This window comes from Sorangium sp. So ce119, from assembly GCF_051524405.1.
GTDB classification, from domain to species: domain Bacteria; phylum Myxococcota_A; class Polyangia; order Polyangiales; family Polyangiaceae; genus Sorangium; species Sorangium cellulosum_G.
Genome location: NZ_CP150310.1, coordinates 7,997,532 through 8,023,202 on the forward strand (window position 1 = coordinate 7,997,532; position 25,671 = coordinate 8,023,202).

Here is a 25,671-nt window from a genome sequence, read left to right on the forward strand (position 1 = left end):
CCCGCGGGTGGACGAATGCAGCATCGCACCAAGCATGAGCCGTCGTCCGCGCTGCTGGAGGTTCACCTCGACCCCGGCGAGGCGTTGACGGCGGAGGCGGGGGCGATGGTCGCGCGCTCACCGAGCCTGCGGACCGAGGTGCGGCTCAACGCCGGGCGCGGGGCCGGGCTCTTCGGGCGGCTCAAGGCGCTCTTCATCGCGCTGCTCCGGAAGTTCGCGGGCGGCGAGACGTTCTTCGTGAACCGGATCGAGGCGCCGGAGGGCGGGTGGGTGTGGCTCGCCCCGCCGCTCAGCGGCCGGGTCAAGCACGTCGCCCTCCGGGGCGAGACGATGCTCTTCAGCACGGGCTCCTACCTCGCGAGCGCGGGCGACATCGACGTCAAGGTGCGCTGGGGTGGGCTGCGCGGCGTGCTCGCGCGCGAGGGCATCTTCTTCATCGAGGCCTCCGGCGTCGGCGATCTCTGGATCACGAGCTACGGCGCGATCGAGGAGCTCCCGTGCGACGGGTCGCTCGTGGTGGACGGCGGGCACCTCGTCGGGTTCGACGCGTCGCTCGCGCTCAAGATCAGGAGCCCTGGCGGTGGGCTCATGGGCCTCGTGCTCTCCGGGGAGGGCGTCGTCTGCGAGCTCACCGGCCGCGGCCGCGTGCTGATCCAGTCGCGCAGCGCCGGCGCGCTCGTGGGCTGGCTCGCGCCGCTGCTCCCGCCCTGAGCGAGCGAGCGAGCGCGCGACGAAGGAAGACAGGCAGATCGACAGGCGTCCGATGCAGGTGAATCTCCTCTACCGCCCCTCCCAGGCCCTCGCGCAGTGCCGGCTCGCCCCGGGCGAGCGCGTGATCGCCGAGAGCGGCGCGCTCGTGGGCATGTCGACCCACGTGCACGTCGAGACGCAGTCGGGCGGCATCATGTCGGGCCTCAAGCGGATGCTGGCCGGAGAGTCGTTCTACCGGAACACGTTCACGGCGGAGGGCGCGCCCGGAGAGGTGCTGTTCGCGACGCCGCTCTCCGGGGACATGGCCGTCCTCGAGGTCGGCGACAGGCAATGGTGCGTCCAGAGCAGCGCCTATGTCGCGTCGAGCCCCGACGTCGAGGTGAAGACGCGCTCGGGCGGGCTGCGGGGGTTCTTCTCGGGGGCGGGGCTCTTCGCGCTGGAGACGGCGGGGCAAGGTCAGATGATCATCGGCGCCTTCGGCGCGCTCGAGGAGGTCCCGGTGAGAGGCCACGTCATCGTCGACACGGGCCACCTCGCAGCGTGGGAGTCGACGCTCTCGTGCCGGATCGGCAAGAACACGTCGACGTGGCTCGGCACGTGGCTCTCGGGCGAGGGGCTCGTCTGCCACGTCGAGGGGCACGGCAGCCTGTGGGTCCAGTCGCGCAACGCCGGCCGGTACGGCGCGGCGATCGGCGCGCGGCTCGCCCCGCGGCAGCCTTGAAGGCACAGGGGAGACGGGCGGAGACCACGTGCGCGACGACATCCGAGACAACCCCGACTTCGGCGTGCTCCACGTGACGTTCGAGCACGCCGGCGAGCAGATCATCGCCGAGAGCGGCGCGATGGTGGCGCGCGACCCGGCCATCGACATGACGACGAGCCTGCAGGGCGGGCTCGCCAGCGCGCTCAAACGCAGGTTGACCGCCGGAGAGAGCCTCTTCCAGAACACCTTCACGGCCACGGCGCCCATGCAGTCGATGCGGCTCGCCCCCGCCCCCGAGGGGTCGATCGAGCGCATCATCCTGCGCTCGGGGATGGAGGTATTCCTCCAGTCGGGCGCCTATCTCGCCTCCACGCCGGGCATCACGCTCGACACGAAGTGGCAGGGGGCGAAGGGCTTCTTCGCGGGCGGCCTGTCGCTGCTCCGGGCCTACGGAGAGGGGCTGATCTGGTTCTCGAGCTACGGCGGTATCCACACGATCGACGTCGGCCGAGAGCACGAGGGATATATCTGCGACAACACACACCTGCTCGCGTTCACCGAGGGCCTGCGGTACCAGGTGCGCAAGCTGGCCGGCCTGAAGGGCCTGTTCCTGTCGGGCGAGGGGCTCGTCTGCGAGTTCCAGGGGCACGGCAGGCTCTGGCTGCAGACCCGGAACCCGGGGGCGCTCTCCGCGTTCCTCCACCCGTTCCGGCCCGTGGGCGGCGGCCATTGAGCCGCTGCGCGACGAGAAGCCCGCGGTCCAGGGCGGAATGCCTCGGGGCCCCGGGCGCTCGGCGGCGGCTGCGCACGGGCGCGGCCGCGGCCTCGGGCAAGGCAGGACGTCCGCGCCCGGCCGGCCGGGCGCGGACGCTCCGCCGCGGCGCGCCCCGCCCCGCCGGCGCGCTGCGGGCCGCGCGGATGGCTCGGCGGTCCGCGGATCGCGCGGGCGCGGGCAGGCGGACCGCCGGGCCATGCCGGGCCGGGCGCGCCCGCGCGCCGTCCGGCGCTGGCCGATGGATACGGCTTGGTCCCGGCCGCCCGGCAGAGGCTGGCGCGCCGTCGTTGCCTTCCCGGAGGCGGACTCGCTAAAGTAGTCCCGCCTCGCTGAGGAGGCTCGTGCGGCGAGCGGTGGGTGCCATGGATCCACGGGGGCTCGCGGAGCGAGCCTGGCTTCGCCTGAATGCCCCGAACCCGCTATGTGGAAGCTGACGATCGAGGATGACGAGGGGAAACAGACGGGGCTCCCCCTCGCCCATGAGGAGTATGCGCTCGGGCGCGGAGAGTCGAACTCGATCCGGCTGACCGATCGCAACGTCTCGCGCCGTCACGCGACGCTGGCCAAGAACGGCCAGGGCTGGGTCATCCGGGATCTCGACAGCTACAACGGTACGTACGTCAACGGCGCGCGCGTCACCGGCGAGCAGCACCTGCGCCACGGCGATCTCGTGCAGCTCGGCGACTACCGCATCGAGATCGTCGATGAGGCGCTCTCGTCCGCCGTGACGAGCCCCACGCCGCCGCCGGGCAGCCGCAGCACGGCGCACCTGCCGCTCCACACCCGCCCCAACCGGCTCGTCATGGTCGTCGGCCCGACCCCGGGCGCGGAGTTCCCGCTCGACGGCGAGCGCTTCACCGTCGGGCGGTCCGAGGACGCGACGATCTCGATCAACCACAGCTCCGTGAGCCGCCTGCACGCGGAGCTCATCAGCCTCGGCAGCGGCCGCTACGAGGTCGTCGACAAGCAGAGCGCGAACGGCGTGCGCATCAACGGCGTCGAGCTCAAGCGAGGCTTGCTCGAGGCGGGCGACGCGCTCGAGCTCGGCGACGTGCGCCTCCGCTTCGTCGCCGCTGGCAAGATTTTTCGTGCCGGACCGGACGGCTCGCCCGGCGCGGGCGCCGCGCCGGGGTCGTACGGGAGCGTGGCGCCCGCCGTGCAGTCGTCGCGCTCGACGGGCGGGGCGACCAAGGCGATGGGGATCCTGCTCGCCGTCGCCGTGATCCTCGCGATCGCGGTGGTCGCGGTCACCCGGGCCCGCTCGAACGGGCCGGTGCCCCAGCCGGAGGCGCCGTCGACCGCGCCGGAGCTGGGGGGCAGCGACGCGCAGCTCCTCGACGCCGTGCTGGAGCGGTTCCAGGCGGGGGACGTCGAGGCCGCGCACCGGAAGCTGCAGGAGATCGCCGACACGTCGCCGGTCCGGGAGACGCAGCGCTTCAAGGATGTCGAGAAGCAGATCGAGGAGCGCTGGGCGGAGAAGATGTTCCAGCAGGTCGAGCAGGCCGGGACGAAGGCCGACAAGCTCAGGCTGCTGAACGAGATCGCCAAGACGACGAGCGTCCCGGCGTCGCTGCGCGAGAAGGTGGCCGAGCTGCGGCGGCAGGTGGACCCCGACGCGCCGCCCGAGCCGGAGCCCGCGCCGAACGGCGGCTCGCCGTCGTACTGGCCGTCGCCGCACGCGCCGGCGCCCGCGCCCTCGGCGTCGGCCTCGGCGCCGAAGGGGGCGGAGTCGGGCGCGCCGCAGGGCGGCTCCCCGCTCGACTCGAGCACGTACCCGGCGCAGCGCAGGGCGCTCGAGCCGAAGGTCTGGAGCGGGCGCGCGTCGGCCAGCGAGATCAAGCTGCTGCGCGCGATCTGCATCCACCAGGGCGACGCGAGCTGCCGCGACAAGGCGACCGCGGCCCTGGACAAGCTGGAGAAGCGCGTCCCCTGAGCGGGGCCTCGTACCGCCGAGCGCTTCTCTCCTCCGTCCCGTCCGCGCGTCGATGACATCCTCCCGCAGCACCAGCGCACCCGAGCCGCCCGCGCACGAGGCAAGCGCCCACGAGGCGCCCGCCCACGGGCCTCCGGCTCACGATCCCTCGGACAACGACGCGCCGGCGACCTCGCCGCCGCGGAACGGGCTCGCCTCGCCCGCGGCCCTGGCGCTGGCGACGCTCGCGCTGTTCGTGCTGGTGCCCTACGCGCACCCGGACCTGTGGCGGCTGCGGCTGCTCACGCCGCTGCCCGAGGGCAAGGGGCTCGTCGTGGTCCCGGCGCCGGCGCCGACGGCGTCGATCGGGGAGACGACGCTCGCGATGGAGACCACCGAGCAGGCCGAGCTGCGCCAGCCCGAGGAGGTCGCGCTCCCGGCCGCGGCCGTCGAGCTGATGCCCGCCGCGGTCGCCCTGGAGGGCAAGCCGCCGCGCCCGATCGAGGACCCGGGCGGCGAGGCGATGACGCCGTTCTTCCGCGCGCTCGCCGCGGTGGAGCGCAAGGCGCCGGGGTCGATCGCGCGCGTCACCTACTTCGGCGACTCGATCGTGGCGAGCGACTTCGTGACGGCGACGCTGCGGCGCAAGCTGCAGAAGCGGTTCGGCGACGCGGGCCACGGGTTCATGCTGATGGCCAACGCCTGGCCGGGATATTTCCACAACGACGTGGTCCGCTTCGCCGGCCCCGGCTGGCAGGTGAGCCGCGTGGTGGGCCCGTTCGCGAAGGACGGGCTCTACGGGCTCGGCGGCGTGTCGTTCCGCTCGCAGGGCGCGGGGGTGTTCTCGCGCTTCGCCACCGCGGAGACGGGGACCTACGGGCGCGCTGTGTCGCGGTTCGCCGTCGACTACCTGAAGCACCCCGAGGGCGGGCGGATGGAGGTCAAGATCGACGGCGAGACGCGCGAGATGATCGACACGCGGGCCGACCAGGCCGCCTCGGCGATCGCGACCTACGAGGTCCCCGACGGCCCGCACGCGCTCGAGGTGCGCGCGCACGGCCCGGGGGTGCGCGCGTTCGGCGTGTGGATGGAGCGGGATACGCCGGGGGTGGTGCTCGACGCGATCGGCATCCAGGGCTGCCGCATCCGCTTCCTCGACAAGAGCGACGACGCCCATTTCGCCGAGCAGCTCCGCGCGCGGAGCCCGTCGCTGACGGTGTTCCAGTACGGCATGAACGAGAGCGAGGACGGCGAGCTGTTCCCGCTCGATCAGGTCGAGTCGACGATGAAGGCGGTGCTCGACCAGGTGCGGGCGGCGCTGCCCGGGTCGTCGTGCCTGCTCGTCGGCCCGATGGACCGCGCCGACAAGAAGGGCGAGGTCTACCGCAGCCGCCCGGTGATCCCGAAGCTCGCGGCGATCCAGCGCCGGGTGGCCGCGCAGGTGGGCTGCGGCTACTTCGACACGTTCGGCGCGATGGGCGGCTCCGGCTCGATGGGGATCTGGGTGCAGCGCGGTCTCGGTGGCGCGGATCTCGCGCACCCGTCGGGCGCGGGGGCCGAGGTGATCGGCCGCTGGCTGTACCTCGCCCTGATGGAGGCCTACGAGGGCTGGAAGGCGAGCGCGCCCCGGCCCTGAGGCTACGCGGCCTTCGCGTCCTCCGGGGTCTCCGCGTCGTCCGCGGTGCGCCGCCGGTGCTCCCGGGCGATGCCGACCACGACGGCGAGCCACGCGAGCGCGAGCGCGATGTTGATGATCGCGAAGTGGCGCGTGGAGAGCGCGAGCAGGTGACCGACGATCACGCCGATGGCGGCGAGCACGTCGCCCGCGCGAACGACGAAGGTGTCGATGGCCGCCTTGGCGCTGTACTTGGCGTCGCGGCCGACCGGCAGGAAGAGCGCCTGCCGCGCGGTGTTCTGGATCGAGTAATCGGTGCTGTTCTCGGCGATCTTCGCGACGCGCACGACGGCGAGCGCCGGCAGGACGGCGAGGGACGCGTAGCCGAGGAGGGCGATGGTCGGCAGGATGAACAGCGCGAACCGCACGCCGAGGTACTTGAAGATGCGGGAGACCAGGAAGAGCTGCACCAGGACGCCGAGGGTGTTCACCCAGTAGAAGAAGTCTCCCTTGAACGTCCCGATGACCGCGCCGAGCGCCTTCTTTTTCCCCTCCTCGGTGTGCGGGTGGACGAGGCCCTTCTCGGCGCCCTCGACGACCTTGCCGCCCGCCTCGACGTCGAAGGCGCCGCCCTTGACGGCGGTGATCTTCCCATCGAGGAGGCGCGACGCCTGCGGGTCGACGAGGTAGACGGGCGCGCCCGCCGCGAGCGGGGCGGCCGGGTCCGCGCCGGGGGAGGCCGGCTCCGACGCGCCGGGCGCGCCGTCGCGCGGCTGCGCGCCGTCGCGCGGCGCGTCGGCTGGAGCGAGCGCGCTCGTGGCGGACTCGATCAGGGTGCGATCGAGGATGTACTCGCCGGTCGAGTTCACCCAGTTGAGGACGAGCGTCAGGCCGGCGATGAGCAGGAGATAGCGGTCGCGCGCGATGATCTTGAAGCCGCCCGAGGCGCCGCCGGGCGGGGCGTCGGCCTTGGCCGGGGCGCCGCCGGGGCGCGCGAGGTCGTCGCGGTGGACGAGGTAGGTGAGCCACAGGCAGACGAGCAGCACGCCCGCCGCGACCAGCATCATGTTGTAGGGGCCGATTGGCACGTAGATGCGCTTCGCGATCTGCGCGCCGAGCATGGCGCCGAGCGAGCTGCCGATACCGACGATCGCGAAGAGCCGCTTGCCCTGCTCGGGGTCGTAGACGTCGTTGGCGAACGACCAGAACTGCGCGATCACGGTGAGGTTGAAGCAGCCCACCCACAGATAGAAGGGCACCCCGAGGGGGACGCCGAGCCGCGCGAGGAAGTAGAAGAGGACGAGGTTCCCGGCGAAGAAGAGCGTGAGCGCGGTGGTGAGCTGCATGCGCCCGAAGCGCCTGGCCATGGCGCCATAGGCGCGGACCACGCCGACGAGGAGCAGCGCCTGACCGGCGGCCGCGTAGGCCTTCACCTCGGGGCCGTCGAGGTCGAGCTTCTGGCCGCCGATCTCGAGCCCGCCGCCCGCCAGGATCAGCGGCTCGCGCACCACCTTGAGGAGGTAATAGCCGGTGAGCAGGAGGAAGACGTTGAGCGTCAGGACGAGGACGCTGAACACCTCGCGCGGCTTCACCTCGGCGAAGATCGACAGGAGGCGGTGAAGCCCTCCCCGGGATTGTGTCTCGCTCTCGCCAGTGCTCGCCACGCGCCGCTCCATCCCGGGAAGACCGCCGATCAGGCGGCACCGGAACAGGACCGATGCCCGAGCGCGGCAGGCTATCGAGCCTGCTCCCGGCCGGCAACCTCCCTCACGGCGCAGGGCTTGTGAAGCGCCGTACAGGGCAGGGCCGCGACACGCGCGCGGGGGGCGACAGACAAACGTCGTCCGGGTCGGGAACTCCGCTATGCTGCCGCGCCGCGACGGGTTCGCGGGCGAGAGGCGAGGCGGATTGGGCAGGAGAGAGAAGGGTTGGACGCGCGCGCTCGGCACGGTGCGGCGGCGGCGCGCGGCCGCGCTCGCGAGCTGTGCGCTGCTGTCCGTGTGCGCCGATGCGCTGGCCATGCCGCAGGCGGGGAACGAGGCACCGCAGGCGGGAGGCGCGGCGCCGCAGGCGGGGGTCGCCGACCCGCGGGTGCCCGCGCCAGCACCTCCAGCGCCTGCCGCCGCGCCACCGGCGCAGGCCCAGGGGGCACCGCCGGCGGCTCCCCGTGCGGCGGCGGCGCGGCCTGCTGCGGCCGCGCCGCAGGCGCCGAGCGCGAGGCGCCCCGCGCCGGACTACGATGGTCGCGCGGACGAGGGGACCAGCGCAGGCGACGTGCTGCTCTGGGTGCCGCGCGTCGTGCTCTTCCCCGCCTACCTCGTCAGCGAGTACCTGGTCCGGCGGCCGCTCGGCTACCTCACCGTCGCGGCGGAGCAGGGCGAGTGGATCGAGGAGCTGAAGGACATCTTCACCTTCGGGCCGAACGACAGCATCGGCATCGTCCCGACGGCGTTCCTCGAGTTCGACCTTCGCGCGAGCATCGGGGTCTATTTCTTCTACGACGACCTTTTCTTCCCCGGCAACGAGCTCCGCGTCCACGCGGCGACCGGCGGCATCGACTGGCTGAGGCTCACGGTCGCCGACCGCATCCCGCTCGACGCGCGCGCGTACGTGAAGCTCCGCGGCGAGACGGACACCCGGCCCGACTGGCTGTTCGCGGGGATCGGGCCGAGGTCGTCGGAGCGCGACTGGGCCCGCTACAGCGCCCAGAGCTTCCAGGGCAGCGTGACGCTCCACGCCGATTTCGACGCGTTCAGCTCCGTCGAGGCGTACACCGGCGCGAAGACGGTCGAGTTCGACGACGTCTGCTGCGAGGACCCGACGGTCGGCTGGCGGGTCGCGAACGGCCGCTATCCGCTGCCCCCCGCGTTCGACACGGGCTACACGGCCTACCGGATCGGCGCCCAGGCCGCCCTCGACTCGCGGCGGCCGCGCCCGGCCCGGGCCAACGGCGTCCGGCTGGAGCTGTTCGGCGAGCACGCCGCCGACCTGGAGCGACCGCTGCAGAGCCGGTGGGTCCGCTACGGCGGCTCGCTGGGCGGGTCCGTCGACCTCACCGGGCACGACCGCGTCGTGAGCCTCACGGTCTCCGCGGCCTTCGCCGACCCGCTCGGCGTCGCGGAGGTCCCCTTCACCGAGCTCGCGGTGCTCGGCGGCGACGCGCCGATGCGGGGTTTCCGCGAGGGGCGCCTCCACGGCAGGAGCGCGGCCGCGGCCACGCTCGAGTACCGCTACCCGATCTGGGCGTTCGTCGACGGCTCGGTGCAGGTCGCCGCGGGCAACGTGTTCAGCGAGCACCTCCGCGACTTCGAGCTCGACCTGCTCCGCATGTCGTTCACGTTCGGCCTGCGCACGAGCAGCGCGCGCGACCACTCGTTCGACCTGCTGATCGGCTCGGGGACCGAGACCTTCGAGCAGGGAGCCGGCTTCCAGGAGCTGCGCCTCATGGCCGGCGCCAGCCGCGGGTTCTGAGCCGGGGGAGCGCTCGCGGAGAGGGCGGCTGGGGGTGCTGCGGACGAGGGTCCGCTGGGGTTCGTGAAGAGAGAATGAACCAAAGAGGCACAGAGGGTACAGAGGAGAGCGTCTTCCGTTCCGTCTCCCGTCTCCCGTCTTCCGTCTTCCGTCTTCCGTCTCCGATCTTCGGTCCCCCTCTTTCGTGCTCGTGCGCGTGCGCGTGCGCGTGCTCGTGCTCGTGCTCGTGCTCGTGCTCGGTCATGCCGCTACACGTCTTGCGGTGACGGGAGAACGGATAGAACGAGCACGCGCACGCGCACGCGCACGAGCACGTGGACGAAGACGACAGGACGAAGACGGGAGACGGGAGACGGGAGACGGAAGAGGGGAGACGGGGGACGGGGGACCGGTGGGACTGGTCGCGCAGGTGAATACCGTCAGTACTCCGGCGTCAGCTTGAGAGAGGTACCCACGGCCGATGGCGCGCCGCCTGCGAGCTCACCCCGGCGGGTCGGCCTCGTCGGGGCGCTCGACGCCGACGAGCCTGTAGCCGCGGCGCGGGCCGAGGTCGTAGAGGTGGGCGCGCAGCGGCCCGGGCGCCTGGCCGTTGAGGACGTCGACGATCGCATAGCGCGAGGGCGCGTCGTCGGGCGCGCCTCCATCGGCCGCGATGTGCGGGAGCGAGAGGCACACGCGGCCGTCCGGCGACGGGCGCACAGCGGGCCGCGCGCGCAGCGAGAGCGACTCGCCAGCGTACATCGCGGCCTCGTAGCGGAGGTCCTGCGGGCGCGCGACGCCCGTGCGCCGGGCGAGGTCGACGCCGCAGAGCTCCGCCGGGGAGGCCACGGCGACGTCGGCGACAGGCGACAGGCGCGTGAGGTACCGCGCCATGATCGCGTGCTTCCGGCGAATGAGCTTGTCGACGAGGAACGCGGTGTGCCGCGGCGCGGTGAAGTCGCCGGTCCGCACCGCCGCCTCGATGAGCTCCGGCGTGAAGCGCGCGAGCGTCCGGGCGGCCCACGCGCCGTCGAGCTCGGTCATCCGCCCGAACGCCGGGTTCGGGTAGCCGCCGCGCCAGTGCTCCGGCCGGAAGTCGCGGTCGCTGAAGAAGCCGAAGATGTCGCCCTGCGGGTCGTGCCTCGCCCGGTCCCACGGCCGCTCGGGGATGCCGAGCGTGATGAAGTCGAGCAGCACGTACTCGGTGTCGAAGTAGTACGCGTGCCCGAGGCGCTTCGAGATCTCCTCCCACTCCCACTCGCTGCCGAAGCAGTCGCCGAGATCGATGTAGTAGTGGCGCACGTGGCCCGGCGAGGCGTCCTTGTCGTCCTCGTCCTCGGCGAGCCAGACATCCATCGAGTTCTGCTCGCGCGAGTCGAAGTGGTTGAGCCACGCGGCGAGCAGCCGCCCGCCGCGCAGGTCGCGCCGGTCCTCGTGCGGGATGACGTCGTTCGGGTCGTCCTTGCGGGTCCCCTCGTACCGGAACGGGCCGAGGGCGCGGCCCGGCAGCCAGCGCGAGGCGACCATGCGCACCCGGTCGCCCCGCTTCGCGGCCTTGGCGAGCACGCCGTCGAGCGCGGCCTGGTCGAAGGGGCTGCTGACACCGCTGTTGTCGGTCACGGTGAGCCCGGGCGAGAGCTTCAGGACAGAGGGCTTCAGGTAGACCACCGAGTCGCAAGGCGCCCAGTAGCCGGCCGCGTGGTAGAAGCGCGCCGCGATCGCGGTCGCGCCGGTGGCGCGCTCGGGCTGGTCCGCGGGGTCGGCCTTGAGCATGAACTTGCCGACGCCCTCGACCTTGACCCGGAAGCCGGGGTTCGCGCCGTTCGGCTTGCCCATGTCGATGACCCAGGAGCCGTCGGGGGCGTCGTCGTCCAGCGTCTTGTCGCCGCACGGCCCGCGCACGAGCTCCTCGACGGACATCGGCTTCTTCCCGAGCCGGTTCGTGAACCAGCTCGAGTCCGGCACCTCGTCGACGCTGTTGACGTTCACCGCCTCGCCGCCCGGATCGACCGCGAAGAACCGCGTCACCGGCCGGAACACGAGGTTATCGGCGGCGTCCCACGCGAACGAGGACTCGTACTCCTCGGGCGTGCAGAGGCGGTGCTGCGGGTCGTCCTTGGGCGCCTCGGGGTCGGGCCGGCAGGGCAGCGAGACGGGGTTCAGATCGGCGTCGCGCCAGATCGGGTCGCGCAGGGGGAACCGGCGCACGTCGGCGCTGCAGCCCGCGCTGAGCAGGGCGAGCAGCGGGAGCGAGCCGGTGAGCAGCGCCTTGAGCATCGGCGCGCGATGGTACTGGACGGAGCGCCGTTCGGGGCGGTTTTCGACGGCGGCGCGCGCCGGGGATCGCGGGCGCCGCGGCGGGGGGTCAGCGGGGGTCAGAGGCCTTCTTGCCGGAGCCGCTCGATCACGGCGCGGTAGAAGTCGATATAGAGCCAGGTGTTCCCCTCCCCCGGGCTCTGGCCGAAGAGCTGGCCGATCTCGTCGAAATGGTCGGCCGGCAGACAGCCCCAGAAGTTCCCCCACCGCGCGTCGCGCGCGCGCACCAGGCCGTCGTTCGGGATCGACTCGCCGAAGCCGCCGTCGAGGATGGTCTCCGTGAGCGAGAGCAGCGGGTGCACCGGGTCGAGGCCCTCGTCGAACTGCGCGACGAAGGGCGCCGGGTCGAGCGCCAGGCAATCGCTGCCGCCGATCGCGCGGTCCGTCCGGCCGCCGAAGGAGGCGTAGAACACCCCGGGCGCGTCGGTGTACTCCGCGTTGAACTCCGCGATGCCCGGCGTCGAGAACTGCTCGAGCGACGCGAAGACGCTCGTCTCGTTGCCAATCTGATCGTAGAGCGGCGCCCCGATGGCGTTGAGGAGATCGTCGAGCACGTCCTGCAGGCGCTCGTGGGCGACGAGCTGGAGCGCGATGTCGGCGACCTTCGAGCCGAGGTGAGGCGTGGCGACGGTGACCACCGAGGCGACGAGATCGGGCCGCTCGTGCGCGACGACGCGGGCGTCGAGGCCGCCTTGCGAGTGGGCGATGATGTTGACCTTCTCGTGCCCTGTCGCGGCGAGGATCTGCTCGATCCGCGCGAGGAGCTGGGCGCCGCGGTAGGCCGAGCTGTTGAATGGATCGACGGAGGGGGTGTAGACCGCCTCACCGCCCTCGGCGAGCGTCTGTTTGAGGTTGTAGAAGTAGCTGACGTATCCCGCGCCCGCGAAGTCCTCGAACCCGAAGAAGCCGTGGGCGAGCACGATGGGATACGGCGGGCCGAGCTTCCCCGACGGCCAGCCGCCGCCAACGCCGCCCGAGCCGTCCTCGCCGTCCTCGCCGTCCGGGCCGCCCGTCCAGACGCCCGAGCCCGAGCCACCCCCGGCGCCCGTGATCACGTCGCCGGTGTCCCACGGATCGAACTGCTCCTCCGCGGCACCGCAGCCGGCGAGGAGAGACAAGGAGGCGAGTATCGCACACCCTCCGAGGCCAGCGGACACCCGTCTTCGCCTCGAGCGAGCGTCCGTGTGAGACTTGCACTTACGCGAACCGCCAACGCACGAGGATGAGATAGCCGACGAAGCAAGATCCAGCATGACCACCTCCTGCCGGAATCAGCGCAGACTCCGCTGAAGGAAGCCTTGTGTCAAGTGCTGTCGGAAAACTGAACCTGTCCAGTCCGTTGGCGCATTGCGTTGAGAACGTGGCGCCGGCTTCCTGCAATGCGCCACGCACATTGGACGCCATGCTGCCGCATTGCGTCGCGGGCCTGCGTTGTTTTTCCATGCGGAGGGGCGGGCCGGCTCCGGTAGGTTCATGGGCCATGCGGTCTGTCCAGAGCACTTTCCAGAGCACTTTTGCGCTTGTTGTGATGGGTTTTGTCGTCGCTTGCGGCGGCGCGACGCCGCCTCCGGCGGAGCCGGATCCTGCGGAGGCCGAGGCGGCGGCGCCGGCGGAGAAGTCCGGCGGCGAGGCGGCGGAGGACGGGGGCGGCAAGGACGGGAAGAAGGAGGACGACGCGGCGGCGGAGGCGTCGAGGCAGGTCCCGACGACGTGCGAGCAGAAGGACAACGTGTGTTTGCCGCCGCCGGCGTTCGTGAAGCGGCTCTGCAGCGGGTTCTATCCGGACGTGGCGCTCAGCCTGTTCGCCAAGGGGTCGCCGTTCACGCGCGGGTACCTCACGCGCGACACCGAGGCGTGGAACGCGTCGGGCGGGTCGAGCTCGAACGACAAGCTGCTCTTCGACGAGGAGGTGCTGATCCTCTACCGCCGCGTGGCCGACACGGGGGGCATGGTCGTGAGCGGCGCCGGGGGCGGCTACGACGTGCTGCGGTGGGACGGGACGTGCGCGTCGCTGATGACCGAGGAGGTCCGGCTGCACGTGCCGCCGAAGCCGAAGTTCGCGCCGATCCCGTGGAAGAGCCTCGACCAGAAGACGCGCGACGCGTTCCAGGCGGACGAGAAGGTGGGGCCGCTCATCGCGGAGCGGAGGAAAGAGTGCAAGGGAGCGACGATGGGGGCGGTCACCGCGAAGTGCGAGAAGGTCGACAAGCAGATGAGCGCGGCGCTGATCGAGTACGTGCGGAGCGGCGGGGCGCTGCCGGCGCCGGGGGCGCTGCCGTGAGGGCGGTGGGGTGACGGAGGTGGCGTGAGGGCGGTGCCGGGACGGCGATGCTGGGAGGGCCAGGCCGTGAGGGCGATGCCGGGACGGCGGTGCCGTCACGGCAATGCCGGGACGGCTACTCCTGCTTGTCCTTGGGCGCCACGTAGTCGGGCGGAGGCGCCGCGGTCTCGCCCCCGCCGCTGAAGAAGTACTTGTCGAGCTCGGTCATCCAGATCCGCTGGCCAGCCTCGGAGATGAGGTCGAGGCGGTACTCGTTGATCAACATCTTCGAGTGCTCCAGCCACATCTTCCACGCCTCCTTCGAGACGTTGTCGTAAATCCGCTTGCCCACCTCGCCCTTGAGCGGCGGCTTCTCCAGCCCCTCCGCCTCCCGGCCGAGCTTCACGCACTGGACCATCCTCGACATGACTTGCGCGTCTCCTTTTCTTTCGCGGGGTTCTTAGCCGAGCCGGAGGGGGCCGTCGAGAGCGGCGGGCAGGCGGACGAGGGCGGCGGGCGGCGAGGAGGAGGAGGCCGGGGGAGTGCGCCGGGATTGGGGAGACGGAGCGGAACGGCGGGACCTGGAGGGAGGCGCGGCGGTCGCGTGGACGAGCGCGACGGTGGCGCGGGCGGCGGAGAGCGGGGAGCGAGCGGAGCGTCGGCGGCCGGAGCGAGCAGGAGGAGGGAGCCGTGCCTCGCGGAACCAGGGAGGCTCGGAAGCGCGCAAGAACGGGCGAAACGAGCGGAGCCGGCAGGAAGAACGAGCGGAGCAGGCGGGACGCTCCCGGCCCCGGAGGCGAACGAGCCGAAGAACCGGGCGCCCAGGGCGCGCCAGCGGCGGAGCGATCTGGCGCGAAGGGGTTGACGGCAGCGCAGTTTCTAGCAATGTTTGGTCCGTCTGAACGAACCACGAGGGGGCGATCGGCTTCGACGTGGGGACTGAAGGTCTGTCTGCGTGCTGGCGGCTCCTGCTCCGCCTATCAAGCGGGACGTTACAAGTGCGAACGACAACGCATACGCTGTCGCGGCCTAAGAACCGCTAAGCCATCTGAGGAGAAGGTCGTCCTAGTACTCCAAGGGTGTCAACCACAGGGCTGGACCGCGTGAGGACGCCCTCGATAACGCGGTCGAGATTCAGTGAGGGATAGGTCGTAGCCGAATCTACGAACGCCGTCGCCGGCGCATGGCGACTACGCACGTGAACGAAGGTAGACTGGATGCCTTGCGGACCCGGGTTCGATTCCCGGCGCCTCCACCACAAAGACACGGCGAGAGCCGTGTCTTTTTTTTTGGCGTGTGACCTGCGTGTGACCTGATAAACTTTGGCGCCGCTGGATCGCTGCGCGGCCGGATGTAGCCCAGGATACCGGTAGCGGTCGCGGCCGGTGACGCCGGGGTACGGGGCTCCACGGCGGGCACCAGGCCGGCGGGGCGGAGCCAGGGTCCGTGCTGGCGCAGCCCGGAGCCTGGCGACCGGACGCAGCTTTGCGGGGATGTAGGCGGCGGGGGGTCCCGCCCTGCCGGCCGGCCCCTACCCTGGCTGCGGTCCCCTGCCGGCGGCCCCCTGCCGAGCACATGCCCCGTCTTGACACGGGACGGTATATCCGCTGGCCTCGCGGATCAGGGTATCCATGGAGGTAGCGGCGGCAGTGGCCAGGACCAGAGAGACACCTCCGGACGCCCGTACATGTGAAGGGCTGCATTCCCTGAGCATCTCGCTACCGAGATGCGCGCATCAGGCGCAGGGGCGCGTCAAGCATGCCCTCAGCCGGCTCACGCTCTCTGGAGTTAGCACATGACCAGAGTTTGTCGAAAGTGCGGAGCATCTAGGCACTCATCTGTTTTACAATGCGACTGCGGCTACGACTTTAGGGAGTTGAGAGGGTACTGCATCGCGATCTTGTACGCGCCTGCTGACGAGCCGTACATGTTGCAGCTCAGCAGACACCTTGCTCCTCTGGTCCGAGAAGGTATCGACGCATGGCATCCTGGAGACATCGCCCCCGGAAGCGACCGCAGTGCCGAGATTGATTCGCACATACTCGCGGCCGACATAATAATAGTTCTAGTCAGCGCCGATTATATTGCCATGGACGAGTTCTACAACCGTGAGCTCTACGATGCACTAATTACAGGCACAAAAGGCATCGTTCCAGCTGTACTACGCCCCTGCGACTGGCGAAGTACCCCACTTGGAATCCTCGGCGACAGATGGACCGGCGAAGAAATAGTCATATCGGAGACAGCCGTTCCAGATACAGCATGGAGCGACTTGATAGACCGCGTTCGCCACTTACTTGGAAAAGATCCAACATTTGTATCTTGGTACAGAACGCATCCAGTAGAGGAACTACAACGAGCCGAGCGTATCAAACCCAGCCAACGTGCACTTCTTGAGAAGGCAACCAAACAAGGGCTACAGCCCATCCACCTAAATGAATTCAACACGATCGGTCGCTCGGACAAAAACAGCATAACACTGATTCACCCAAGCGTGTCTAGGCACCATTGCATCATCTCTACAAAAACTCGAGTTGGCGGCAGCGGCAATGGATACGGGTATTTTCTGCACGACCTGAATTCATCACATGGAACCGCCATAAACGACAATCCGGTAAGCCGGTACTATGGCTTGAAACATGGTGACCAGATACGAGTTGGCGACATAGAGATGCGATTTTTACTCGTGGGCTGACCTACGGGGCAATTCAGGTATTATGAACCCTGTTTTTATCGTGGCCCAAGAGCGAACCTTGCCGGATCCGCTCTGCTGAGCTGAGCGGCCGGAAACCTCCCTGCCGTCGCCCCCGGCCTCGTGCTGGAGCTCGCCTACGACAGCTCCGGCCTGTTCGCCGCGACCTGGCGGGCCGGGTCATGGTGGCGGGCGCTCGAGATCGGGGAGGCGTGATGCCTGGCGGCAGGCGTGCCTGCAGCAGGCAGGACCCCGGGAGCTCACGTACAGCCATAGCGGAACGATCGAGGAGCCGCTCGCCAGGAGCACCGCCGTCTCAGCTCCCTTGCTCGGAGCGTTCGGCTCGGCGAGGGAAACCTGCCCGCCGTCCGACGTCACGCAACCGGCACCGCCGCCCCGTCGATACCTCCGGCGTGATCGACCCTGACGAGCTCGACGCCATCGCTGAAGCCGATGTCGAAACCCTCTCCCCGCCTGTTGCGCCCGGCCTCGTGCTGGAGCTCGCGTACGACCTGCCTGACGGATTCGCAGGTCAACATTCGTCGAGAAATCGGCGCATAGCACGTTCCGGGGGGAGGTCGGTCCTCCACCTCTCCACGTCATATCCGAGCACTGCTCGATCACCCACGGTGCAGCATCCGCAAACGCTACGGAATGTCCCATACGAAGGAGTCAAAATTAGAGCCGGTGGGATAGAACGATCGTACCCCAAGCGTCGAGCAAGGACCGAGCTCCTTGACACCGCCGCTCCCCCCCAACGCCCCGGCTACTTCGGCGTCAATATATGGCGTTAGGTGGTTGTTCGAGAAGAAATTCAGCACGCTTTCGATCCACGAGCTGTCCGAAACGATCGGGTTTCCGATGCCGGCCTGGACGCGCAGCACACCGTCTCCGGTTTCCCAGCCGAGGCAAGTAGCGCTAACTTCGACGGGAATTTCAATGTTGCGCCTGACAAGAATTCCATAGTGCCAGCCGCGGTAGCGCAATCGGGCTTTGCCGAATGCTAATGATATATGCTTTCCGGCCCATGCCCGGTAGGGCTGACTAAAACACTCGTAAACGCACTTGTCACAGCAACGAGCGCAGATATCTTCGTACCGACACTACTCGGCTGCCAGTGAGGAGCTCGCCAGCATCGAGCTGGAGCGGCTTCGCCGACACCTCTTCGGCCAGAAGGCGGAGCTATGACACCCGCGTCAAACCGCCGACGCTGCCCGCGTGACTCATCCACGCGGCCAGCGCGAGCATGACCAGGAAGAAGCCATAGGTGACGGCGTTCGCCCTCCTGGCCCAGCGGAGCGCGTCGGCCGCCGGCACGCGGCGTCCAGCGCTTCGCGCTTCGATCCACACGGAGGCGAAGAAGAAGGGCACACAAAGGAAGGCGCCGGCAGCGAACACGATCCAAGGTTCCTCCACGGGGGGTATCCACGGAGCATAGATCGGTATCAAGAGCAATGAGGGGACCGCTTCGAGATCACGGCCAACCACCGACAGCATGGGCCATACGAGCATCTCGAGGGCCATCAGGAGAGCCCACGTGATCGGAATCCCTGCGAGCATGGACCATGCGTTCGCGACCAGAGAGAGCTTGAGCGCCTCTCGCGTCGGCAGGGCCAGGACCCGACGAGCCACCGCAGCCTCGACGAGCACGACGGGAACGAAGGCGATCCATGACGCGGGCCACGCGACGACGATCATCGGGATGCCGGCATTCGCGAGGGCAGCCTTCGGCCAGAGCACGATCGCGGCGCCAGCCGAGAGCCCGATGGCTGCAGCGAGCCGGCGACACGCGTCCTCTGGTCTGAGCATTGGGCGCCGGTGTATCGTCATGACAGGGATTCCTCGTCAATGTGCTCGGGCGTTCAGCTGTGCCAGGGCGCGGCGCAGGAGCGCTGTCCGCGGAGCCGCGGAGCCATTGGCGAGGCCTTGGGGGCGAACTCGATGGCACGCTCGGGCGGCCAGGTGGGCAGCAGGATGAGCACGTCACGCAAGTAAACCCAGAGCTCCATGGTCGACCCCTCGCGAGTGCCGCAGGGGGTCGCCCCCATGGCGATGGCTGGGCGCTTACGGCGAGGCGCAGGCCGGGCGCGGCTCGCACCTCGGCGGGGATCTCCACCCCGTGAGCATCGAGGGGGCGGCGCCGCCGTGTAACCTCCGTGTGCCCCGACGTCAGGGCACGGGGCTCCGCGAGAGCGATCGAAAGATGCGAGACGGTGGCAGGCCGCTGGCAGGCAGAGCGGCGGCGTTGTTCAGGAGCCCGTCGTGGCGAAGAGCTCCCGGGCGTTGCTGACGACGACGGCCCGGCGTAGCCAGCCGTCAAGCTCGGCGAGGTCGGTGCTCGCGAGGATGCGCTCCCGCACGTCGGCGGGGACCTCCACCCCGCGGACTTCGAACACGGCGAGGACGTCGTTCGCCTTGGCTTCGAGGATTCCCTCCAGCCGGCCCTCCTGCCGTCCCTTCTCCACGTAGCTGCGCGAGAGTTCACCGGGCCATCGTTGCGTCGATCGTCACGGCCAGCAGCCGGGTCGGGCAGCGGTGCCGGGCCCGCGTCTGGGTGACGTAGAGGTAAGTGGGCCACGGGGAGCAGGCGCGGCGGGTGATGCCAGGGTGCGGGGCGCCCCGGAGCTCCACGGAGGGCCCCAGTCGACGGGGGCCGACCCCGGGTCCGCGGAGCCAACGATGATGTACCCTGAGAGGATGCCTCCCGTGATTCGCCTCGCCCGGCTCGACGAGGCAGGCTCCCTGACCGCGCTCTGCCGGCGGTCGAAGGCGCACTGGGGTTACGACGACGATTTCCTGCGGCTCGCTGCGCCGGCGCTCCTGGTCGACGCGGAGGCCATCGGCGAGCGCCGCGTCTTCGTGAGCGTCGACAGGGAAGACCGAGCGCTCGGCGTCGCGCGCCTGGACATCGAGGCGCCCGACGTCGCCGAGCTCGGGCTGCTCTTCGTGGATCCGCCCGCCATGGGCCTGGGCGTCGGCACGGGGCTGTTCGTGCACGTCGCTGCCGAGGCGCGCCGGCGAGGCTGCTGCCGGATGACGATCCTCGCGGACCCGTTCGCGGCGCCGTTCTACGAGCGCATGGGCGCGCGGTACCTTCGCCAGGCGCCGTCGGATGCCATTCCCGGACGCACGCTGCCGCTCTATCACCTCGATCTGACGGGCCCTGTGGCCCACGAGGACCACGCGGACGTGGCTGCCGGCGCGGTCGCGTCCGCGCCTGAACGGCACCTGGACCCGGAGGGAGGGCCGAGCACGACCTGACGAGGCGTCGCGAGCCGGGCGGTCACGCTGGAGCGGCAGCGAGGACGTGTTCTTCAGGCATCCGTATGCTGGATGTGCAACGACATCTATGGATGCCATGGATCTGAGCAGTTTGACGCTGGCTCCGATGCCAAGTCGGCAGAGGCACAGGAGTTGTTATCCCTGCTGGAACAAGTGACTCATGGGTTGCTTCGACCGGCGGCCTGCTGGGTCTAACCTTGCTGTCCTTGATGAGCCCGTTACGACGTGCCCTCCCCTGCGGCAGCACCTCCTCACGGGCAGGGCAGCCCGTCGGGGATGCGGCAGAGCACGAAGTCCCCGCGGAGAGATAGCGTGGCCGCACCGTCGGCCTTGCTCACCACGGTGGCGAAGTAGCTGCCTTTGCCGGTCGAGCCCACATGACCGAGCTCGTCGAGCACGACCTGTCCATCTGCGGCCTCATACTCCACGCCGTCTGCGGCGCGGTAACGAACGCGCGCCTCGTCGCTGATGCCAGGCTCGCGCAGCCCGGGCGCATACAGCTCCAGGGCCGCGCCGCCCTCCGGCGTCGTGCACGCGCGCGCAGCCAAGCTGTACCGGCACTCACCGCCTCCCACGATCTGGACCACGGGCATCGGGTCCTCGCCGCAGCCGAGCGGCAGCCTCTGTGAGGAGCCATCGCCGACCACATCCATCCGGAGATGGTCCTGGTCCACCATGATGAGGCAGTCCACGATGCCGCCCGAAGCGCTGCTGTCCGAGGTGGTGCTGGGGCCGGAAGCGTCAGCCGACGACGGGCCAGTCGAGGACGAGGCGGCCGTGCCTCCGTGATGACCGCCCGCGCCGGTCCCCGTGTCGCGCACGACGACGTCGCTCCCGCATCCGACCATCCCGAGGCTCATCGGCCCGGGCAACGTCAGGCTCATCAGCCACGGGAACGCGAGGCGGCTCTGAGAGCGCATCCCGACATCCTACCAGATCGCAGCGGGATACGCCTCGACCCGAGGTGCTCGCGAGCCGGCGCCGACGGCTCCATGGACGTCCATGGCGTGCCCCAGGTCGGCGGGGCGGATCCCGGGGCCGGAACTGCGATGCACGGGGAGATCAAGCGAGTGAACGCTGCTCACGGTTATCGGGTTGGCGAGATGCCTCTGCCGGGGGTACCGGAGGCACGCTCATCGGGCTACTCTTCGGCATGCGCTCGACGTTCGTACGACCAGCCATCGAGGCCGATCTGTCTCGCCTCCCCGAGATCGAACGCTCGGCCGCCGAGGCGTTCCGGGGGACGGACATGAATTTCGAGACCCTGACGAGCGTGACCCCGGCGGAGGGTTGGCGAGATGCGCTTCACGCAGGGACGCTCTGGGTGGTCGACGACGGCGCCGGCCGGCCGATCGCGTTCCTGGGCGCCGAGGCGGTCGGCGACGAGCTTCACATCCGCGAGTTCGACGTCGACCTCGACCACCAGGGCCAAGGGCTCGGTCGACGCTTGCTCCGCCACGTGATCGCCTGGGCGCGGACCGCGAAGCTCCAGGCACTCACCCTCACCACCTTCCGGACCGTCCCCTGGAACGGGCCGTTCTACGCCGCGATGGGCTTCCGAGAGCTGCCACCAGCAGAGACATCCTTCCGGCTCATCGCGATCCTGAAGAACGAGGCGCGCCACGGCCTCGATCCGGCGCAACGCTGCGCGATGCGGCTCGATCTCGGCAAGTCATGACGACGAGCGACACACGCCGGCGTCACGCGACTGGCGCCCTGCGCATCCGCCAACTCGGCCGCAAGGAGCCCTGCCCGTCAGCACAATAGGACCTTGCGACGAAAAACGCTATTGTTGATGATTGGCCGGCAATCGACCTTCCCGGAGGAGCTTGCGGGCTGCGAGGCACTGCAGCGGATCAGCGCGCACAGGACCGCCGCAAGCGTGGCCAGGGCCACGAGGCGTCGCGCGCCCGCCGTCGAGATCGGGAGAAGACGGCCTCGGAGGACGGCGGCCGCTCTCGCGCTGGAGCCCTGATCTTGCTATCTGTACTGGATGGCCAGACGCCGGGCGCGCCGCGATCCATCGCCCCTCTCCCCCGAGGCGAGGGTGCAGGTGTGGAACTCCGAATTCGGAGCGCTGCGTCTGATCGAGCGCACGGTGACTACGCCCGAGGGACGCAGCTTCTCGCTCTGGGACCTGCACCCCGACGACGCCCGCAAGCTCCCTCCCGGCGCCGTGCGCGCCGACGTCTCGCGCCAGGTGTTCGGCCTCGGCGGCCCGGTGCTGTTCTATGTCGATCGCCAGCGGCGCTGTCGCACCTGCGGTGAAGACTTCGTCTTCCGCGCGACCGAGCAACGGTACTGGTACGAGACGCTGCGCTTCATGATCGACGCTGACGCGGTCCACTGCGCTCGCTGCCGGCGTCAGATCCGGCAGGGCAAGGCGCGCGCTGCGCATCACGCCGAAGCGGTGGCCGCCGCGCACGCCCACCCCGACGATGCCGGCGCCCAGCTCGCCCTTGCCGCTTCGACCTGCGCGCTCCGCGAGCACACCGGCGGCGGCGACATCGACGCCGGCATCGCCGCCGCCCGGCGCGCGCTGCGGCTGAGGCCGTCGCTCGTGGAGGCGCTCTATCACGAAGGGAGACTGCAGGCCCATGCAGGGCGGCCGGCGAAGACTCGGGAGGCGCTCGAAGCGTTCCTGGAGCGCGCCGAGGGCCTCTCCCGACGCGAGGTGAAGACGCTCGTGCGCGCGGCGCAGAAGTGGCTGGAGCGAGCCGATGTCGACGAGGCCGCGTCCAGCCCGAAGAGCCAGAACAGCAAGGGTCCGGAGCCGGCCTGAGCCAGCAGGTCCCGACACCCCGAGCCCGCTCAGTTGCCGGCACGGCTTGACAGGTGACACACATAGGCATGGGCACACTGCGTCACATTCACGACAAATCGGCTCGGCAACGCGTCTCGAGGCGCCAGCCTTGGACGTCGTGCATCCTGAGCTGAGTACGTCCTGGAAGCACGCGCGTGACCGCCTCTGACACGGCCCTTGCAATCGTCCCAGGCGGATGCGCTGGTCACCTGGCGCCGATGCCACGTGTTCTGGGGCGTGAAGCACCGGCTGTGGGCTTGTCTCCTATACCAGCTGCTGGATAGGCTGGTACGGCATGACCGTGGCGCCTCCCCCTGCTGGAGTTCCCAGGCCTGGCGAAGTGATCGTCGGCAAGTACCGCGTGGAGCGCGTGCTCGGCGCTGGTGGGATGGGTGTGGTCCTCTCGGCCACGGACGACGTCCTCGGTCGCCGGGTCGCCATCAAGTTCCTTCTGCCTGCCACGGCCGCGCTCCCGGATGCCAGCGCCCGGTTTCTCCGCGAAGCGCGCGCGGCGGCGGCGCTGGAGAGCGAGCACGTGGTTCGCGTTCTCGACGTCGGCACGCTCGACACCGGCGCGCCCTACATGGTGCTGGAGCACCTCGTCGGTGAAGATCTCGGCGATGTGCTGCGCACGCGCGGCGCGCTGCCGGTCGGCGAGGCGGCCGACTACGGGCTCCAGATCTGTGCGGCGCTCGCCGAGGCGCACGCGCGCGGCATCATCCACCGCGATCTGAAGCCCAAGAACCTGTTCCTGGCGCAGCGCGCGGACGGCACGTCGCTCGTCAAGGTCCTGGATTTCGGCCTGTCGAAGATGCTGCTCTCGGGCGCGGAGTCTGTGCAGGAGGCGAGCCTGACGGCAACCGGGGTCATCATGGGATCGGTCCACTACATGTCCCCCGAGCAGCTCCGCAGCTTCAAGCACACGGACGTGCGCACCGACGTCTGGGCGCTGGGGGTCACCCTCTACCGGATGCTGACGGCCCGCACGCCGTTCGGGGGCGACGAGCTCATGGCGGTCATGGCGAGCATCTTGTCCGACGCGCCGCTGCCGATGTCGGCTCATCGGTGGGATGTTCCGCTGAGGATCGAGCGCGCCGTCGCCCGTTGCCTCGAGAAGGATTCGGCGCAGCGAGCGCAGAGCGTCACGGAGCTTGCGCGCAGCCTCCTGCCGTTCGCCGGCGCGCGAGGCCATCTCCTCTTCGAGAGCATTGCACGGCTCCAGCCAGATGCCGCAGCGCCCGCGCCGCACGATGCCACGCACGCGCGATCGACGCCGGGATCCGGGGCGAAGATCCCGGCGGTCGCCGGTGCACGGGCGGCGAGCATGGCGACGCAGCCGGCGAGCATGCAGCCCGCGTTTGCGGCGGCAGCGGATCGTATGGAGGATACAGCACCTCTCCATCCTGATTCGTTAGATCCTGAACAGCGGCGCGGCGCGACGCGAGCCATTGGGCCGCTCATGGCGGCGGGAGCGGGCATTCTGGTGGCCGGCGCGGTAGCCTTGGCGTGGATGCTCGCGGAGCGCTCTCCAGCAGCCGCCACACCGCCGGTGGCCACGTCCGTCGTGCCCGGCGAGCCAGCGGCCAGCAGCCCCCCTCCTGCCAGCACCTTCATCATCGAATTCCCGGAGAAGAAGCCCATCAGACGGCGAGTGACGGACTGAGTCTACGCCTTCCGTCATGTAGCGAGCACCGGCACTCGAAGCGGTCGGTGTCGCCAGGCTCGGTGAGGTCGCGGCGGCCTGGCCTGCAGGTGGATGCCTCGCCGGATAGCCGTCCGATCCTGGAACGGCTGGGACTGCACGTGGTTTCCACCACCACGCCGTACGTGTGGAGCCCGCCGCCGTCGTGAAGAGCCGGGCCTGGAACCGCGGCTTGCGTCGGCGGGTGGCTCATTCCCCGCCGCTCCGCGCGGGCCCGCACCTCTCCGAGGCAGGCCTACCCGCCCATCCGGCCCCGCGGCCCGGCCCCCTCCACCTTCGCGAGCCGCTTCTCGCACCTCTCGATCGCCTCGACGATCTTTGCCCTGCGCTCGCGCTCCGTGCGCCAGCGCCGTGGCTCCGGCAAATCGAGCCACCGCGCGAGCCGCTCCAGCGCGGTGATGTCGGCGCGGAAAAGACGCTCACGGCTCAGGCGGATCACGCTGGCGGCAGAGTAGATCTTCGGTGCCCGCCGCGGGGGGTGCAATCCGTTGCCTCCGCCACCCCCTTCTGGACCCCGAAGCTCCGGGGCCCCGGAGGAGGCATCCAGGCACGTTCCACCAGGCCGCGGCGGGAGAGCGGCCCGGCAGAGACCTCGCCCTGCTCCCGCCCCTCGGGCGCCTCCAGAAAAAATCGACCGACCCCCTGTCGGGTTTTCCTCCCGGCTTCCGGATGACCGGGTGAGGCGAGCGAACAGCGGGGTGAAGCACCCCGGGACCGCTCGCCTGCGCTCAACACCTGACCTGAACGAAGACCCTGGGAGCCATCATGAACCACATCGCCCTCTTCCGCAGCCTCTCGCCCCTCGCCCTCGCCCTGCTCGTCGCCGCCCCCGGCTGCGTGGCCACCTCCGCCGAGCCGCAATCCGACCCCTCCGCGGAGGACGCCCCGGCCCCGGACGGCGCGGAGACCGGGAGCGCCGACGACGAGCTGACAGCCACGCTGTCCCCTGCGGCGATCGATGGCAGCGCGGAGCTCTCGACGGCGAGCGTCGACGGGGACGCGCTCCTCTCGACAAGCACCCTCGTCGGCCTCTCCACGGGGTTCTATGTCCCCCCGCGCGTCGGCGGAGACGCCGAGTTCGACGGCCACGGTCCGAGCGTGTCGCTCCAGGTCGAGCTCAGCGTCTTCAACGGCAACGAGCTCTGGGCCGCCGTCTACATGGACGCGCTGGAGACCAGGAGCAACTGGACGCACGCGGAGGGGACCGCCTGGTACCGCCTGCACACAGCGAGCCGCCCCATCGTCGACGTGGACGGCCCGATCTCCTTCAACCACACGTACACGGACACGGACCACGCGCACGACATCTTCTCGTTCGCGCCGGATAACCTCGTCAACAAGCTGGATTACGTGGGCGACACGAAGGGCAACGAGGCGGGGACGAAGACGGGCGTGAGGGTCTACTTCAATCCCATCACCATCGTGACCGAGTAGCACGCAGGCACGCGCG

At 70.0% G+C, this 25,671-nt stretch carries 21 protein-coding genes, 1 other RNA gene and 1 pseudogene; 15 read left to right on the top strand and 8 right to left on the bottom strand.

Annotated features, from left to right (window positions below; all coding sequences use genetic code 11):
- Nucleotides 1-15 precede the first annotated feature (15 nt).
- From WME76_RS30125 to WME76_RS30145, 5 genes are all read left to right on the top strand, one after another.
- Nucleotides 16-711: a TIGR00266 family protein gene (locus WME76_RS30125; RefSeq protein ID WP_437955706.1), complete on the top strand. Its 696-nt coding sequence runs from the start codon at nucleotides 16-18 to the stop codon at nucleotides 709-711.
- Between the two features lie 52 nt (nucleotides 712-763).
- Nucleotides 764-1,432 (top strand): TIGR00266 family protein, encoded by a 669-nt coding sequence (locus WME76_RS30130; RefSeq protein ID WP_437955707.1) that lies wholly within the window; start codon nucleotides 764-766, stop codon nucleotides 1,430-1,432.
- 28 nt (nucleotides 1,433-1,460) lie between these two features.
- Nucleotides 1,461-2,147, top strand: a complete 687-nt coding sequence (locus WME76_RS30135; RefSeq protein WP_437955708.1) for a TIGR00266 family protein — start codon at nucleotides 1,461-1,463, stop codon at nucleotides 2,145-2,147.
- Nucleotides 2,148-2,610: 463 nt separating this feature from the next.
- Complete coding sequence (locus tag WME76_RS30140; RefSeq protein WP_437955709.1) at nucleotides 2,611-4,122, top strand: FHA domain-containing protein; 1,512 nt, start codon at nucleotides 2,611-2,613, stop codon at nucleotides 4,120-4,122.
- Nucleotides 4,123-4,174: 52 nt separating this feature from the next.
- A complete protein-coding gene (locus WME76_RS30145; RefSeq protein ID WP_437955710.1) occupies nucleotides 4,175-5,737 on the top strand; it encodes a GDSL-type esterase/lipase family protein in 1,563 nt (520 codons plus the stop codon).
- Between the two features lie 2 nt (nucleotides 5,738-5,739).
- On the opposite strand, the gene WME76_RS30150 is transcribed toward WME76_RS30145, so the two are convergent.
- Nucleotides 5,740-7,380 carry an NTP/NDP exchange transporter gene (locus WME76_RS30150; protein ID WP_437955711.1) on the bottom strand — a complete coding sequence of 547 codons (1,641 nt, stop codon included), beginning with the start codon at nucleotides 7,378-7,380 and terminating at the stop codon, nucleotides 5,740-5,742.
- Nucleotides 7,381-7,624: 244 nt separating this feature from the next.
- Here WME76_RS30150 and WME76_RS30155 point away from each other — a divergent pair, with 244 nt between their 5' ends.
- Complete coding sequence (locus WME76_RS30155; RefSeq protein ID WP_437955712.1) at nucleotides 7,625-9,187, top strand: BamA/TamA family outer membrane protein; 1,563 nt, start codon at nucleotides 7,625-7,627, stop codon at nucleotides 9,185-9,187.
- A 480-nt stretch (nucleotides 9,188-9,667) separates the two neighbouring features.
- On the opposite strand, the gene WME76_RS30160 is transcribed toward WME76_RS30155, so the two are convergent.
- Nucleotides 9,668-11,443, bottom strand: a complete 1,776-nt coding sequence (locus tag WME76_RS30160) for a hypothetical protein (RefSeq protein ID WP_437955713.1) — start codon at nucleotides 11,441-11,443, stop codon at nucleotides 9,668-9,670.
- A 98-nt stretch (nucleotides 11,444-11,541) separates the two neighbouring features.
- A complete protein-coding gene (locus WME76_RS30165) occupies nucleotides 11,542-12,600 on the bottom strand; it encodes an esterase/lipase family protein (protein ID WP_437955714.1) in 1,059 nt (352 codons plus the stop codon).
- A 410-nt stretch (nucleotides 12,601-13,010) separates the two neighbouring features.
- Here WME76_RS30165 and WME76_RS30170 point away from each other — a divergent pair, with 410 nt between their 5' ends.
- Nucleotides 13,011-13,763 (top strand): hypothetical protein, encoded by a 753-nt coding sequence (locus tag WME76_RS30170; RefSeq protein WP_437955715.1) that lies wholly within the window; start codon nucleotides 13,011-13,013, stop codon nucleotides 13,761-13,763.
- Between the two features lie 115 nt (nucleotides 13,764-13,878).
- Here the strand turns inward: WME76_RS30170 and WME76_RS30175 are convergent, their stop codons facing one another.
- A complete protein-coding gene (locus WME76_RS30175) occupies nucleotides 13,879-14,169 on the bottom strand; it encodes an oxidative damage protection protein (RefSeq protein ID WP_437955716.1) in 291 nt (96 codons plus the stop codon).
- Nucleotides 14,170-14,655: 486 nt separating this feature from the next.
- Between WME76_RS30175 and ssrA the strand changes: the two genes are divergently transcribed.
- Nucleotides 14,656-15,000: a transfer-messenger RNA gene (ssrA, locus tag WME76_RS30180) on the top strand.
- Nucleotides 15,001-15,537: 537 nt separating this feature from the next.
- Nucleotides 15,538-16,437 carry an FHA domain-containing protein gene (locus tag WME76_RS30185; RefSeq protein WP_437955717.1) on the top strand — a complete coding sequence of 300 codons (900 nt, stop codon included), beginning with the start codon at nucleotides 15,538-15,540 and terminating at the stop codon, nucleotides 16,435-16,437.
- 1,179 nt (nucleotides 16,438-17,616) lie between these two features.
- Here WME76_RS30185 and WME76_RS30190 read toward each other — a convergent pair.
- Nucleotides 17,617-18,264 carry a hypothetical protein gene (locus tag WME76_RS30190; RefSeq protein WP_437955718.1) on the bottom strand — a complete coding sequence of 216 codons (648 nt, stop codon included), beginning with the start codon at nucleotides 18,262-18,264 and terminating at the stop codon, nucleotides 17,617-17,619.
- Between the two features lie 419 nt (nucleotides 18,265-18,683).
- A complete protein-coding gene (locus WME76_RS30195; RefSeq protein WP_433928468.1) occupies nucleotides 18,684-18,899 on the bottom strand; it encodes a hypothetical protein in 216 nt (71 codons plus the stop codon).
- Between the two features lie 241 nt (nucleotides 18,900-19,140).
- Between WME76_RS30195 and WME76_RS30200 the strand changes: the two genes are divergently transcribed.
- Nucleotides 19,141-19,695 carry a GNAT family N-acetyltransferase gene (locus WME76_RS30200; RefSeq protein WP_437955719.1) on the top strand — a complete coding sequence of 185 codons (555 nt, stop codon included), beginning with the start codon at nucleotides 19,141-19,143 and terminating at the stop codon, nucleotides 19,693-19,695.
- A gap of 272 nt (nucleotides 19,696-19,967) precedes the next feature.
- Here the strand turns inward: WME76_RS30200 and WME76_RS30205 are convergent, their stop codons facing one another.
- Nucleotides 19,968-20,636 (bottom strand): hypothetical protein, encoded by a 669-nt coding sequence (locus tag WME76_RS30205; RefSeq protein WP_437955720.1) that lies wholly within the window; start codon nucleotides 20,634-20,636, stop codon nucleotides 19,968-19,970.
- A gap of 233 nt (nucleotides 20,637-20,869) precedes the next feature.
- On the opposite strand from WME76_RS30205, the gene WME76_RS30210 reads away from it, so the two are divergent.
- The 4 genes and pseudogenes from WME76_RS30210 to WME76_RS30225 form a co-directional block, all read left to right on the top strand.
- Nucleotides 20,870-21,394, top strand: a complete 525-nt coding sequence (locus WME76_RS30210) for a GNAT family N-acetyltransferase (RefSeq protein ID WP_437955721.1) — start codon at nucleotides 20,870-20,872, stop codon at nucleotides 21,392-21,394.
- 369 nt (nucleotides 21,395-21,763) lie between these two features.
- The gene (locus tag WME76_RS30215) at nucleotides 21,764-22,498 is read left to right on the top strand and encodes a zinc-ribbon domain containing protein (protein ID WP_437955722.1); all 735 of its coding nucleotides are present in this window, start codon (nucleotides 21,764-21,766) and stop codon (nucleotides 22,496-22,498) included.
- A gap of 361 nt (nucleotides 22,499-22,859) precedes the next feature.
- Nucleotides 22,860-24,182 (top strand): serine/threonine-protein kinase, encoded by a 1,323-nt coding sequence (locus tag WME76_RS30220; protein WP_437955723.1) that lies wholly within the window; start codon nucleotides 22,860-22,862, stop codon nucleotides 24,180-24,182.
- 83 nt (nucleotides 24,183-24,265) lie between these two features.
- Nucleotides 24,266-24,370 (top strand): annotated as a pseudogene (locus tag WME76_RS30225) (GNAT family N-acetyltransferase); the annotation flags it as partial.
- A gap of 86 nt (nucleotides 24,371-24,456) precedes the next feature.
- Here the strand turns inward: WME76_RS30225 and WME76_RS30230 are convergent.
- Entirely contained in the window at nucleotides 24,457-24,705 is a 249-nt protein-coding gene (locus WME76_RS30230; RefSeq protein ID WP_437955724.1) for a hypothetical protein, read from the bottom strand.
- 281 nt (nucleotides 24,706-24,986) lie between these two features.
- On the opposite strand from WME76_RS30230, the gene WME76_RS30235 reads away from it, so the two are divergent.
- Entirely contained in the window at nucleotides 24,987-25,655 is a 669-nt protein-coding gene (locus WME76_RS30235) for a hypothetical protein (RefSeq protein WP_437955725.1), read from the top strand.
- Nucleotides 25,656-25,671 lie beyond the last annotated feature (16 nt).

Coding starts and splice junctions, on each gene's coding strand:
- WME76_RS30125 (WP_437955706.1), top strand. CDS start 16: ATGCAGCATCGCACCAAGCATGAGCCGTCGTCCGCGCTGCTGGAGGTT.
- WME76_RS30130 (WP_437955707.1), top strand. CDS start 764: ATGCAGGTGAATCTCCTCTACCGCCCCTCCCAGGCCCTCGCGCAGTGC.
- WME76_RS30140 (WP_437955709.1), top strand. CDS start 2,611: ATGTGGAAGCTGACGATCGAGGATGACGAGGGGAAACAGACGGGGCTC.
- WME76_RS30145 (WP_437955710.1), top strand. CDS start 4,175: ATGACATCCTCCCGCAGCACCAGCGCACCCGAGCCGCCCGCGCACGAG.
- WME76_RS30160 (WP_437955713.1), bottom strand. CDS start 11,443: ATGCTCAAGGCGCTGCTCACCGGCTCGCTCCCGCTGCTCGCCCTGCTC.
- WME76_RS30170 (WP_437955715.1), top strand. CDS start 13,011: ATGGGTTTTGTCGTCGCTTGCGGCGGCGCGACGCCGCCTCCGGCGGAG.
- WME76_RS30175 (WP_437955716.1), bottom strand. CDS start 14,169: ATGTCGAGGATGGTCCAGTGCGTGAAGCTCGGCCGGGAGGCGGAGGGG.
- WME76_RS30185 (WP_437955717.1), top strand. CDS start 15,538: ATGACCAGAGTTTGTCGAAAGTGCGGAGCATCTAGGCACTCATCTGTT.
- WME76_RS30190 (WP_437955718.1), bottom strand. CDS start 18,264: ATGACGATACACCGGCGCCCAATGCTCAGACCAGAGGACGCGTGTCGC.
- WME76_RS30205 (WP_437955720.1), bottom strand. CDS start 20,636: ATGCGCTCTCAGAGCCGCCTCGCGTTCCCGTGGCTGATGAGCCTGACG.
- WME76_RS30210 (WP_437955721.1), top strand. CDS start 20,870: ATGCGCTCGACGTTCGTACGACCAGCCATCGAGGCCGATCTGTCTCGC.
- WME76_RS30235 (WP_437955725.1), top strand. CDS start 24,987: ATGAACCACATCGCCCTCTTCCGCAGCCTCTCGCCCCTCGCCCTCGCC.